We start from the raw sequence: 13,530 nt of genomic DNA on the forward strand, positions 1-13,530 counted from the left end.
AAAATCTGGCTGTATTTGTTAATTATATAATAATAATTTGTTATAATTTTAAAATATTATAATAAAGGTTTTTATAGGAAAATTATGTATTTCAAAAATGATGATGAAGAATCAAAAATAAATCAAAATGAAGAAAAAGAAATCAAAGAAAACGATTATGAAGTTTACGATGATGAAGTAAAAACTGTTTTTAGTCAAGACTCTGAAGAAGAAGTTGATGAAGATGAAGAAGAATTAGAGCAAAACAAAGAAGGATTCCAAGTATCTTCTCAACTAATTGAAACAGAAGTTGACAACATTGTACCTAAATACATTTCAGAAGAGGTTAGAACTTCGTTTTTAGAGTATGCAATGTCAGTTATTATCTCACGTGCTCTTCCTGATGTTAGAGACGGTTTAAAGCCTGTGCATAGAAGGATTTTACACTGTATGAATGAACTTGGAATCACACATTCTGTAGCTTATAAAAAATCAGCCAGAATTGTTGGTGATGTTTTAGGTAAATACCACCCACACGGTGATGCTTCAGTTTATGATTCAATGGTTAGAATGTCTCAAGATTTTGCTCTTAGATATCCTTTAATTGATGGACATGGAAACTTTGGATCAATTGATGGTGACGAAGCAGCTGCTATGCGTTATACAGAAGCAAGAATGTCTAAAATTGCTTCATTAATGGTAGAAGATATCAAGAAAAACACAGTAGACTTTGTCCCAAACTATGATGGAAGTGAGCAAGAACCAGAAGTTTTACCTGCTAGATTTCCAAACTTATTAGTCTCTGGAGTATCCGGAATCGCTGTTGGTATGGCTACTAAAATTCCTCCTCATAATCTAAAAGAAGTAATTGAAACCTTTATTTTATTAGCTCAAAATCCAGATATTTCTGTTCAAGAACTAGCAAAACATCTTCCTGCACCTGATTTTCCAACAGGAGCTACTATTTTAGGTACAGCGGGAATTAGACAAGCTTATGAAACAGGACGTGGTGCTTTTGTTCTTCGTTCTAAAGCAAAAATTGAAACTTTTAATAGTGGTAAAAGCAAAATTATTGTTTATGAAATTCCATATGAAGTCAAAAAACCTCAAATAATTGAAAAAGTTGTTCAACTAGTTAGAGATAAAAAAATCCAAGGTATTAAAGACGTTCGTGATGAAACTAATAGAAAAGGAATTAGAGTTGTTTTTGATATCAAAAAAGGATTTAGTCCTGAAGTTATTTTAAATCAACTTTACAAAGAAACCGACCTTCAAATTACTTACAACATCAATATGCTTGCACTTGTAAAGGGCATACCAAAAGTCTTGAATTTGAAGGATGTTTTATACCAATATCTACTCCATCAAGAAGAAGTTGTAACTAGAGGATTGCAATTTGATCTTAAAAAAGCAAAAGAAAGACATAATGTCTTATTAGGTATAAAAATTGCAGTTGAAAACATAGATGAAGTAATTAAAATCATTAGAGGTTCAAAATCTGATGCTGAAGCTCAAGCTACATTAGGTCAAAGATTCGATTTAAATGAAGCTCAAACTAAAGCCATTGTAGATATGCGTTTAGGAAGACTAACTTCTTTAGCTATTGAAAAACTTATTACAGAAATCAAGGAATTAGAAGAAGAAATTGAAAGAATTACTTCAATTATTAACTCACATGACAAATTAATTGAACTCATTGTTAATAACCACAAAAAAATTATTGAAACATATGCAGACGAGAGAAAAACAGAAATTATTCAAGGAAGCATAGGGCGAATTGTGGATGAAGATTTAATCAAGGAACAAAAAGTAGTTCTTACTTTAACTAAAAATAATTACATTAAAAGAATCAACTTAGATGAATACAGAATGCAAAATCGTGGTGGTACTGGTTCTTCAACAGCTACAACTTACAAAGATGATAATTTAAAAAATATTCTTGTAGCAAGTACACATAGTGATCTACTTATTTTGACTTCAAAAGCAAGGATTTTTAGACTAAGAACACACCAAATTCCTGATTTAACAAAACAATCAAAAGGTATTCCTTTCATTAATTTAATTCCTATTGAAAAAGACGAAGATATTGTTTCTCTACTTGTAACTCAAGAAAATTATGAAGATGATAATTTATATTTAGTAACAGTTTCAAAACTTGGAATTATTAAAAAAACAAGTCTATCTCTATACAAAAGAATTTCAAAAAATGGACTAATTGCCTTGAATTTGAAGGAAAATGATGAACTTTTAACTGCGTTTATTACTACTGAAGAATCTGAAATCATAATCGGAGCTTCTAATGGTAGATCAGTTAGATTTGATAATCAAACCTTTAGATCATTATCTAGAAAATCTATGGGAGTTAAAGCAATTGCACTAGCTGAAAATGAAGTAGTTGTAGGTGCTTCATCAACTGATCAAGGTTCAACTGTTTTTGTTCTTGGTCAAGAAGGATTTGGTAAAAAAACTCATATTGATGAATATAGAAAAACTGCTCGTGGAGGTAAAGGAGTTATTACTCTAAAAACTGAAAAAGCGGGTGAATTAGCTTTTATTTCTTGTGTAAAAGGTGATGAAGAAATCTTAATTTTAACTAAACAAGGAATAGTAATTAGAACTTCATTAGAACAATGCAACGATATTTCTAGAAATACAAAAGGTGTTAAATTAATTACTTTAAAACCTAAAGATTCTATTCAATCTGTTGCAGTGCTAGAAAAAATTGATGAACTTTAAAACCAAACAGTGTATTTAAAAAAACTTACTTTTAAAAAAGTAAGTTTTTTGTAATTTGTTTATTTTAAAAAATAATATAATTCTATTTACTAAATTTAAATAACAATTAAATTCTGATAGTTTTTAAGTTGATGATTAGTATGCATCAAAAAAGAATTAATTTAGTTGTTTAAAAGGTCAAAAAATTCTTTTTCAGAAAGAATTTTAACACCAAGGCTACGTGCTTTTTCTTCTTTAGAGCCTCCATTTTCACCTAAAATTAAATATGATGTATTTTTTGACACTGATGATGAAACTTTTCCTTTATTTTGAAGGATAATTGACTCAATTTGGCTTCTTGGTCTAGATAAAGTTCCTGTAATTACAAATGATAAATTTTCTAAAATATTGGAGTGAGTTTCTTCTTTTATTATTTCAAAATTTACTTGGATTAATTCATTAATAATTTGCAAATTAGCTTCATTTTTGAAGTAATTTTTTAAGCTTTCAACAGTTTTTTCACCTATATCTTTATCTTCTAAAAAAGTATCAAAATTAAAGGTTTTTAACTGTTCTAAATTATCTACTTTCTGAGCTAACATTTTTGCTGTTTTTTGTCCAATGTGCTTGATTCCTAAAGCAAAAATTAATTTATCTAAAGTAGTATGTTTAGCTTTCTCTATTGCATTTATTAGCTTTAAAATCGATTTTTGTTGAAAAGATTTTAGTTTAGAAATTTCTTCAATTTTAGTAGCTAATCTAAAAATATCAGGTATAGATCTAATTAAATTTTGTTCTCAAAAAAGTTCAATTTTTTTCTCTCCTAAGTCTTTAATATCTAAACCTTCTTTTGAACAAAAGTGAATAATTTTTCTTAACTGAATACCTAAACAATTTGGATTAACACAAAACTGATCAATACCTGTTTCACTATCTATTAAATCAGAATGACATTCGGGACAATTGGTTATTTTTTCAAAATTAGTTTTTTCAAATTTTTCTACTGATTGAATAACTTGAGGGATAATTTCTCCGGCTTTTTTGATATAAACCATTGAGTTAGTATTTATAGCTAAATCTTTAATGTAATTATAATTATGTAAAGTTGCTGCAGAAATAGTAGAACCTTGAAGTAAAACCGGTTCTAAAACAGCATTGTAAGTGATTTTTCCTGTTCTTCCAACTGTTGCAAAAATGTCTTTTAATTTAGTTTGAACAACTTTATCTGAAAATTTAAAAGCAATAGCGCTGTGGGGGAATTTTGAAGTAGTTCCTAGTTCTTCATAAAGTTTAAATTCGTTTACTTTGACAACCACGCCATCAATTTCATAATCTAATTTGTTTTCTTTTTCTTGAATTTCTTGAATTAATCGATAACTTTGGTGAATATTTTCTTTATGTTTTCCTAAATTATTTGTATTAAAACCTAATGTTTGCAAAAATTTTATACTATCTGCCACAGTATCTAAATTGTGCTCTTGTGGTTGTACAACTTGGTATACAAAAACTTTTAAATTTGCTAGTTTGTTAGTTTTAGAATCTAATCTACGAAGTGTTCCAGCTGCAGCATTTCTTGGGTTTAAAAATAAAGGTTTTTGAATCTTTTCTTGTTCTAAATTCATATTTTTAAAACTTTGAAGATCTAAAAAAACTTCACCTCTAATTTCAATATCTTTTAAATAATTTATTTGTTTTGGAACATATTTTTGATCAATATTTTCTATATTATGACTAACATCTTCACCAGTAGTGCCATCACCTCTTGTAAGAGCTTGCGTAAATTTTCCTTGTTTATAATGAAGAGAAATAGAAATTCCGTCAATTTTAGGTTCTACATAAAATGAAGTATTTTGATAGATTTTTAAAGCTTTTTGAGCAAACTTTTCCAGTTCTTCAAAAGTATAAGCTTTATTTAATGAAAGCATTGGTTGGCTATGTTTTATTTTTTGAAATCTTTCATCAGTTTTTGCACCAACTATTTGCGTTGGAGATGCATTATTTTCTTCTATAGTGAATAAATAAAAATATTTTTTTTCTAATTTTTTTAGTTTATTTAATTCTTGATCATAGACTAAATCATCAACAATAGGATTATCTAAATCAAAGTAATGATGATTCCATAAATGAAGTTTTTGACGCAATTCTTCTATTTGTTTTTTAGCTTCTTTTTCTTCATTTTTATAGTCTTTTTGATTATTTTCCATAAATAATTCCTAAAAAAATTTTTAAACTTTTTGGTTAGTATATTTTCAGAACAATGGTAATTTATTCATTATTTGTCCAACGTTTTGTTCTGTAATAATGACTATAGCTATAAGCGCAATTAAAGCTAATAAGAATAAGTAATCAAATCACTGAAATCTGATTTTACGATACTTAGTTCTTTTAGCATAAGGATCATAACCTCTTACTTCCATAGCATTGGAAAGATCTTCTGCTCTGGAAAAAGAAAGCACAAATAAAGGTATAATCAAGGTAATCATTGATTTTGCTTTATCTTTTTTCTTACCATTTTTAAAATCCACACCACGAGAAGATTGTGCTTTCATAATTCTACTTGCTTCTAATAATAAAGTAGGTATAAATCTAATTGCTATAGAAACTATCATTGCAATAATATGTGTGGGAATAAACAATAATCTTAGTGGGAAAATCAAGTCTTCAATAGCTTTAGTTAGTAAAAATGGTTTAGTAGAATAGGTTAAAATTGTGGTTGAAATTATCATTGCATAGATTCTGAGCGCAATTACTACTGATCTTACAAGTGATAAAGTCCCGATTTGAAACTCGATTGAAGTATTTGGAATTTGTCAAACTTTCATTCAGTGAACATAAACATAAATTTCTTCAGTATTAAGACCTAAAAGACTAAAGCCTAAGTTTTTTTCCGTTTCTGAAGCTATAATTTGATTAGCATTTTCTTGGTTAATCAAGAAACCATAAATCACTAACATAAATAAAAATAGTAAAACAGGTAATTTTAAAAGTTTTATTATATCAGTTCATCTTTTGGTTGTGATATAGAAAAAAACAAGTGTTAATGCAAGCAAAATCAACAATGTCATAACATGAGAAATTACAAAAAATAAGATAGCAAAAACTATGTTAAAAACAATTTTTAATCTTGGATCTAAACGGTGAATTATAGTGTCTCGTGGTACGTATTTTCCTACATTAATTTGCATATTTACCTTTTAATTTCAAGTTTATTTCTTCTGCTAGTTCTTCTAGTGATGCAACATTTTTAATATCTAAACCGCGTTTTCTTAATTTCTCAACAAAGTATAATAAATTGGTTGGCATCATTTGGTTATCTTTTAAAAACTGATTATCAGAAAGTATTGTAAATGTATCCCCATCTTTAATAATTTCACCATTTTTGAAAACTATTGTTCTTTTTGTTCATTTTAAAACATTATCTAAATCATGTGTAGCTAAAATTATTGTTTTACCACTTTTGTATAAACTATTTAAAATCGAAAGCATATCATCTGTTCCAGCAGGATCTAGTCCAGCAGTTGGCTCATCAAAGAAAATAATATCTGGTTCCATAGCAAGAATACCAGCAATTGCTACTCTTCTTTTTTGTCCACCTGATAAGTTAAATGGCAATTTTTGAAGATAAGATTCATCTAACCCAACTAGTTTGATAATCTCTTTTGCTCTTTTTTTAGCTTCTTCTTTTGGAGTTCCCATAGAAACTGCACCAAAGATTATGTCTTTTTCAATAGTTTGTTCAAAAAGCTGGTATTCAGCAAATTGAAATACAATACCAACTCTTCTTCTAATTTCTTTTGTAAATTTTAATTTTCTTTGATAAAACTTGGGTTTTTGTACTATGTTTGTTACAACATTTACTTCTTTTGTCTTTGGATTTGTAGCTTTATAAACAAATTCAACACTTCCTTCATCTGGAGTTAATAAAACATTCATATGTTCAATAAATGTTGTTTTTCCCGAACCTGTTTGACCTATGATTGCAATAAATTCATTTTCATTTATTTCTACACTAACATTATTAAGAGCTTTTAATTCAGTAGGTAGTTTTTTGTTAAAAATTTTAACAATATTTTTAGCTTTTATTTGCATAATACATCCAATAATTCATCTTCATCATAAGTTGGCTTAATTCCTTCAATCAAAGAAGAAAGCTTGTAAATAAAAGGAGAATCAATTTTCGCTTTTTCTATAATTTCCTTGTTATTTAGAATATGTTTAGGTTCACCATGAGCGATTAATCTTCCTTGTGAAAAGACTAATAACTCATCAGCTAAAATAGCTTCATTCATATTGTGAGTAATAGAGATTAAAGTTTTATCTCCTTGTTGTCTTAACGCATTAATAATTTTAACAACATCATATTTTCCTTTAGGATCTAACATTGATGTTATCTCGTCGAAAATAATTATATCTGGATTTAAAGCTAAAATTGATGCAATTGCTACTCTTTGTTTTTGACCTCCAGAAAGAAATTGAGGTTCATTATTTAGATACTTTAACATATTAACTTTTGTAGCTAAATCTATGATAATTCCCTTCATTTCTTTGGGATCAACACATTTATTTTCCAAGCTAAACGCAATGTCTTCTTCAACTGTGGCTCCTACAAATTGATTATCTGGATTTTGAAAAATTATTCCTATTTTTTTTCTGATTTCAGGTAAAGTTTTTGCAGACATTTCAATACCGTCGATAAAAACTTTGCCTTTTTGAGGTTTATAAATTCCTGAAATAATTTTGGAAAGTGTTGATTTTCCAGACCCATTGTGCCCTAAAACTGCATAGTATTTCCCTCTTTTTATATGAAGAGAAATATCTTGTAAAGCTCAAGTTTGTTGTTTTTCTGAATAGCTGAAAGAGACATTTTCTAGCTTGATCATAAATTTCCTTTAGTTTCTATTGGTTTTTTAATCTTCTATAAATTCTTTTTTTAGAACTCCAATATATGGTAGGTTTCTAAATTTTTCTTGATAATCTAATCCATAACCTATTAAAAATAAGTCAGGGACTTCAATACCTATTTTGTCAGGTGTAAAATCTACTTTTCTTTTTGCAGATTTGTTTAATAATGTAGCTACTTTTATGCTATTTGGCTGTTTGGTTTTTAAGTGTTCCATTACTTTTTCGATAGTGATTCCAGAATCAACAATATCTTCAATAATTAAAACATCTTTACCTTTAATGTCGTGTCCTAAATCTGTAACAATTTTAATTGTACCAGTTGATTTGCTTCCTCCATAGTAAGAAGTTGCAACTATAAAGTCAATTGTGTGGTCTACTTTAACACTTTTAATTAATTGTCCTAAAAAAAGTATAGATCCTTTTAATAAGCCTACCAATACTAATTCTTTTGAATCTTTGTAAGTTGTATTGATTCATTCAGCAATTTCTTTAATTTTTCCTTCAATAAAATCTTGATTGTATAAAATTTTTTCTACTCTAAAATCTTGTTCCATATGTTCCTTTTCAAATTTACTTTTAAAATTAAAAATCTTTTTTTGTTGAATTAAATTTTGTTATTATATCACTTTTTTTTCAGAAATTTTTGAGTATTTTTCATACTTATTTTTTTTAACTTTTAATTTAACATCGGACTCTATTCTAAGAACAAGGGTAAACTCGCCTTTTATACTTTCTCCTAGTGCTTCTTTTACTTGATTTGCTGTTCCAAATAAATACTTTTCATGTATCTTTGTCATCTCTTTAATTAGAAATATTTTTGCTTTATTTTCAAAGACTTTTTCTATATCTGTAAGCGTTGGAATTAACTTATAAGGGGAAACAAAAAATATGTAAGATACATCTTGTAAAAATTGTTGCAATTGTTTTATTCTTTGTGAAGAGGTTTCTTTTAAAAAGCCTACAAAACTAAAAGGTAAATCAAAACCTGATAAAGCAAAAGAAGAAATAACTGCACTAGCTCCCGGGATGATTTCAAGACCTATAGAATTTGCGTGACAATATTTTACTAAGATTTGACCTGGATCTGAAATCAACGGAGTTCCTGCATCTGAGATTAAAGCTATTTTTTTGCCTTGGTCTAAAAATGAAGAAATTTGTTCTAAAGATTTATATTCATTAAATTTATGATAGGAAATTAATGTTTTATTCTTGATTTTGTAGTAATTTAATAATTTTATACTTATTCGAGTGTCTTCGCATAAAATAATATCAGAGTTGTTTAAAACTTCTAAAGCACGAAGAGTAATATCTTTTAAATTACCAATTGGAGTAGAAACTATAGAGATTTTTTTCATAATTATTGAAGATTTTCAGATAAATTAACTAAAAAACTATTTTTTTGTAGTATGAAATTTTGAGCTGTTTCTAATGATGGAATTAAAGTATTTGTTAAATCAATAATTTCAAAATATTTTGTATCAAAATTCTTTTCTTTTTGTTTTAGTTTATTTTCTCAATTTTTTAAATTATCCTTTCAAAATGAAGGAAAAATGGAAAAATCTTTTGACAAAACACTAAAGAAAAATAGTTTTATAACCGAAAGGAAAAAGAAGGCATTTTCTTTTGTTAATTTATTATAAATAAAGTTTATTAATTGATTTGTTTGTTTGTAATTCTTTTCTAAAGATTTTTGAATTTCAGATAGTAATTTTGTATTATCATCTGTAATGTTATTTTTAATTTCTTTTAAACTTGAGAAAATATTAACAAACAATGCATTGTATTCATAAAAATTATTTTCTTTGTTTAAAGAGTTTAAAATTTGCTTTTTATCGTCTTCATAAATATTAAATACTTGGCACCTAGATTTTATAGTAGGTAAAACTCTTTCAATATGCTCGGTTGTTAAAATAATTATTGTATTTTTTGGAGGTTCTTCCAAAGTTTTTAAAATTGAATTAAGAATTGAAGTATTAGCTAAATCTATGTTTTTGATTAGTAAAATTTTATCGTTTTGTTCAGAAAATGAAGAAAAATAAAGATCATTAAAAGCTTTAATTACATCTGATTTAACTATATTTTCTTTTATGTCTAAAGACTTTAAGTTTAAGTTTGTTTTCTTTAAATCAATGCCTACTTTATGTAGCAAAGTTTCTACATAGTTGTTGATTTTTTCTTCATTTAAGCTAGCAATTAAATAGGCATGAAATAGATTATTCTGAGTAGCAATTATTTTTGAAAAGTGTTTCATAAATTTATTAATTTTTCTCTTTTTTCTTCAAAAGCTTTTTTAATTTGTTCAAAAACTGCCTCTTCGTTTTTAGAAGCATCAACACGAATGATTCTGTCAGGATATTTGTCAAATAAATATTTATATCCATTGGAAACTTTCACAAAAAAACCATTTCCCTTATCTTCTATACGATCGTGATCTGAACTTTTTCTTGCGAATGCTTTTTCAACAGGAACATCTAATCAAAATGTTAAATCTGGTTGTGTGTTGCTAGAAATTCAATTATTTAGTGTTTCGATTTGCTGAATATCAATTTCATTTCCAAAACCTTGATAAGCAATTGAAGAGTCAATAAATCTATCACAAATTACTATTTTTCCTTCTTTTATTGAAGGTCAGATTAATTTTTCTAAATGTAATCTTCTAGAAGCTGCAAATAAAATTACTTCTGTTAGCTTACTAATTTCGTATTTTTTTTCTAATAATAAATTCCTAATAAGTTCTGCTTCAGGAACCTCAAAACCACCAGGTTCTCTGGTTATAATAATTTCAGTTTGTGGAAATTGGCTTTGTAAATAATTAAAAAATTTTTTAATTATTGTTGATTTACCAGAACCATCAATTCCTTCAAAAGTTATAAACATTTTGACTCACTTTTCTTTATTTTCTGTTCTTTATAGCTTCTTTTAATGTTAATTCATCAACATATTCAATTTGTGCACCCAAAGGAATTCCCGTTGCTAATTTACTGATTTTTACATCTTTTAACATTTTGTGATTTGTTACAAAATTTGCTAGCACTAAACCTTCAATATTAAATGAAAAAGCTACAATTAATTCTGTATTTTCTTTAATAATTTTTTTTAGCTGGTTAATTCTTGTATTTAAATGTTGTTCTGGAACACCTTTTTTATAATCAAAAACAAAATATTTTCCTTGATAAAATTTCAAATTTTCTAATTTTGTAACATCACTAGAGCTTTCAACCAACATGATTTGTGAACTTCGATCAGTGTCTAAACAAATGGAACAAACTACATTGGGTGATACAAAATTACAACGTTCGCAAGGTTGTAGACTTTGTTTTAGTTTAATAATTCTTTGACTAAGATTTTGAAGAAATTCAACGTCTTTATTTAATAAAAAATAAAAAAACTTTTCTGCTTGTTTTTTTCCTACGCTTGGAAAGGTCTTAAAAATAGCAATTAATTCTTCATAATCCTTACCAAACATTAAAAGGGAGATCCTTCTTGTTTTGGCATAAGAGCTTCGTGTTTTTTATTAATTTCTAACAAAGCTTCGTTAATAGTAATGATTAAAAGTTCTTCGAGAGTTTCCATATCTTCTGGATCTGCAAGTTGAGGGGCAATATTAATTTTCTTGATTTCTCTTCCACCCGAAATCACTAATTCGATTCCATGTCTTGAAAAAGTAAACTCTTCTTGATTTAATTTTTTTTCTTTTTCTTTGATTTCTTTTTGCATTTTCTGTGCTTGTTTCATTAATTCTTGTATATTCATAATAATCTCCTTAATTTAATAGTTTATGATAATTTTCTCTTTTTGGACTGTGTTTTTCTGTTAGGAAAAATTTCAAGCAACCTGCTTTCATCACTTAATGATTCTGCAGAAAGTTTAGTTAGAGGTACTGCTGGTATATTTTTTAAAAAGGTTGAATTTTCCTTTCAGTTTTTAATAGTTATTTTACTTAATTTGCTTGAAATAAAAAACAAATGCATTGGGGTTTTAAAAATATATTCTAAAGTTTTAATTGCCAATGTGGGGTGGTTTTGTAGCACCTGAATAAAGTAATTTTCTAATTCTGGATCTTCTTCTGCAAGAGTTACTAAAATAAATTCTGAAGAACTAACAATTAGTTTTGATTTTTTTAGCAATTCATAAAAAAGAGAATATTCTGGATTAGTCGAAGCTAATTTAACTTTATCATTTCATTCTTTTTTTATTTTTATATTGATATTTTTATTTTGTTCTATATTCTGTGTGTATAGACGGAACAAATTATATACTTGTTCTTCACTTAAATAATCAACAACTTCCTCTGTTTTAGGTGTTTGTGGAATATTATTATATAAATTATTAGTTTCTTGATAAAAATGTTCTTGATTTTGAAGTAAATTTTGCTGGCATTGAAAATTTTCTTGATTTGTTTCCTCAGCTTCTTCAGGAACATTGTCTTCAAAAAGCGCTAGACCTTGAGGATTGTTAATTTCAATTGCTTTATCTTGTTGTTGAGATTCTAATTCGTTTTTAATTTCTGCAATTAGAGTATCTTGATTTAGCAATGTTAATGCATCTTCGTTTTGTGGTTTTATCTCTTCATTTTGCTTCATTTTTGAAGTAATATTAGGCTTAAAATCATCTTTTCAACTGTTTGTTGCAAATGGATTTGAATTTTCTGGTTTAACTCTAGAAGTATTTTTAATTTCATTCAATCAACTTGGTTTTTTCTTTTTATCTAAAGATAATTCTGTTACTAAAGCTAGTTCTTCCATAGAAGCTAATGAAGCTTCTCTGCTGGGTTTTAAATCTGTAGTTTCATAAAGATGTTTTAGATGAATGTCTCTTGGGTCTGGACCATTATTAAAAACAGTTTGTTCTGCAATAGATTTATCAGTAGCAGAAAAGAATTTAAGAATTGCTAATTGAATGGTCATTGTTGGATTATTGGAATTATGAAGTTCCTTCTGTGTAGCCACTAAAATGTCTTGAAATTTGTATGCAGACAAAACTGAAAATGGAATTTTTTCAATCTGATCAAGTGAAAATCCTTCTAAAAGTGAACTATCTTTAGTTTTTTTATAAATAATAAAATTTTTGACTAAAGATATAAGAGAACTAATTAAAATGACTGGATTAGCGCCTTCTTCTAAAACTGAAGAAATTAAATGAAATGTTTGCTTAACATCTTGACTATCAATTTTTTTGATAATTTCAATTAGTTTTTGGGTGGAAGTTAAACCAAATAAATTTTCTACATCGACCATATGAATTTGTGATCTAGAAAAATTACTTAATTGTTCTACCATAGAAAGAGCATCTCTTAAGCTTCCGTATGAAAGTTGCGCAATAGCTCAAAGTGCTTCATTTTCATAGGAAATTTCTTCTTTTTGAAGCACAAATTCTAGTCTGGAAACTATTTCTTTTTCACTTATTTTTCTAAAATTAAATCTTTGCACTCTTGATAAAATGGTTAAAGGAATTTTTTGTGGTTCTGTTGTTGCTAAAATAAAAATAATATGTTTTGGTGGTTCTTCTAAAGTTTTCAAAAAAGCATTAAAAGCACTAGAAGAAAGCATATGAACTTCGTCAATAATGTAAATTTTATACTTAGAATTAACTGGTAAATTATTCACATTATTAATAAGTTCTCTAATTTCATCAACTCCGTTGTTTGAAGCACCATCCATTTCAACAATGTCAAAAGAATTATTTACATTGTCTTGGCACTCTTGACAAGGAATAAAAGAATCGCTTTTATGAGAACAGTTAATAGTGCTTGCAAATATCTTAGCAATGGAAGTTTTTCCCGTTCCTCTAGGTCCAGAAAATAAATAAGCATGAAAGATTTTATCAGTAGAAATGATGTTTTTTAATGTTTGAACTATAAAATCTTGACCTACAACATCAGCTAAAGTTTTTGGACGATATTTCCTATAAAAAGCCAAGTAATTTTTTGACATA

At 27.2% G+C, this 13,530-nt stretch carries 12 protein-coding genes; 1 reads left to right on the forward strand and 11 read right to left on the reverse strand.

The window, feature by feature from the left end:
• Positions 1-84: 84 nt before the first annotated feature.
• Positions 85-2,715 (forward strand): DNA gyrase subunit A, encoded by a 2,631-nt coding sequence (gene gyrA, locus HF996_RS03345; RefSeq protein WP_168910626.1) that lies wholly within the window; start codon positions 85-87, stop codon positions 2,713-2,715.
• Between the two features lie 161 nt (positions 2,716-2,876).
• Here the strand turns inward: gyrA and ligA are convergent, their stop codons facing one another.
• The 11 genes from ligA to dnaX all read right to left on the reverse strand — a co-directional run bounded on the left by ligA (position 2,877) and on the right by dnaX (position 13,529).
• A complete protein-coding gene (ligA, locus tag HF996_RS03350; RefSeq protein WP_168910627.1) occupies positions 2,877-4,898 on the reverse strand; it encodes an NAD-dependent DNA ligase LigA in 2,022 nt (673 codons plus the stop codon).
• A 21-nt stretch (positions 4,899-4,919) separates the two neighbouring features.
• Positions 4,920-5,879, reverse strand: a complete 960-nt coding sequence (locus HF996_RS03355) for an energy-coupling factor transporter transmembrane component T family protein (protein WP_168910628.1) — start codon at positions 5,877-5,879, stop codon at positions 4,920-4,922.
• Complete coding sequence (locus tag HF996_RS03360) at positions 5,869-6,783, reverse strand: ATP-binding cassette domain-containing protein (protein WP_168910629.1); 915 nt, start codon at positions 6,781-6,783, stop codon at positions 5,869-5,871. The genes HF996_RS03355 and HF996_RS03360 overlap by 11 nt, the downstream gene beginning before the upstream one ends.
• Positions 6,774-7,574, reverse strand: coding sequence for an energy-coupling factor transporter ATPase (locus HF996_RS03365; RefSeq protein ID WP_168910630.1), 801 nt, complete (start codon positions 7,572-7,574; stop codon positions 6,774-6,776). Before HF996_RS03365 ends, HF996_RS03360 begins: the two co-directional genes overlap by 10 nt.
• 27 nt (positions 7,575-7,601) lie before the next feature.
• A complete protein-coding gene (gene hpt, locus HF996_RS03370; protein ID WP_168910631.1) occupies positions 7,602-8,150 on the reverse strand; it encodes a hypoxanthine phosphoribosyltransferase in 549 nt (182 codons plus the stop codon).
• A 63-nt stretch (positions 8,151-8,213) separates the two neighbouring features.
• Positions 8,214-8,951: a 16S rRNA (cytidine(1402)-2'-O)-methyltransferase gene (gene rsmI / locus HF996_RS03375; protein ID WP_168910632.1), complete on the reverse strand. Its 738-nt coding sequence runs from the start codon at positions 8,949-8,951 to the stop codon at positions 8,214-8,216.
• A gap of 2 nt (positions 8,952-8,953) precedes the next feature.
• A complete protein-coding gene (locus tag HF996_RS03380) occupies positions 8,954-9,847 on the reverse strand; it encodes a DNA polymerase III subunit delta' (protein WP_168910633.1) in 894 nt (297 codons plus the stop codon).
• Complete coding sequence (gene tmk, locus HF996_RS03385) at positions 9,826-10,473, reverse strand: dTMP kinase (protein ID WP_168910634.1); 648 nt, start codon at positions 10,471-10,473, stop codon at positions 9,826-9,828. The genes HF996_RS03380 and tmk overlap by 22 nt, the downstream gene beginning before the upstream one ends.
• A 16-nt stretch (positions 10,474-10,489) precedes the next feature.
• Positions 10,490-11,062 carry a toprim domain-containing protein gene (locus HF996_RS03390; protein ID WP_168910635.1) on the reverse strand — a complete coding sequence of 191 codons (573 nt, stop codon included), beginning with the start codon at positions 11,060-11,062 and terminating at the stop codon, positions 10,490-10,492.
• On the reverse strand, positions 11,062-11,349 hold the full coding sequence (locus tag HF996_RS03395) for a YbaB/EbfC family nucleoid-associated protein (protein WP_168910636.1): 288 nt from the start codon (positions 11,347-11,349) through the stop codon (positions 11,062-11,064). The genes HF996_RS03390 and HF996_RS03395 overlap by 1 nt, the downstream gene beginning before the upstream one ends.
• A gap of 23 nt (positions 11,350-11,372) precedes the next feature.
• Positions 11,373-13,529 (reverse strand): DNA polymerase III subunit gamma/tau, encoded by a 2,157-nt coding sequence (gene dnaX, locus HF996_RS03400; RefSeq protein ID WP_168910637.1) that lies wholly within the window; start codon positions 13,527-13,529, stop codon positions 11,373-11,375.
• Position 13,530 lies beyond the last annotated feature (1 nt).

Source organism: Mycoplasma sp. 1654_15, assembly GCF_012516495.1.
Taxonomy (GTDB): domain Bacteria; phylum Bacillota_I; class Bacilli_A; order Mycoplasmatales; family Metamycoplasmataceae; genus Mesomycoplasma.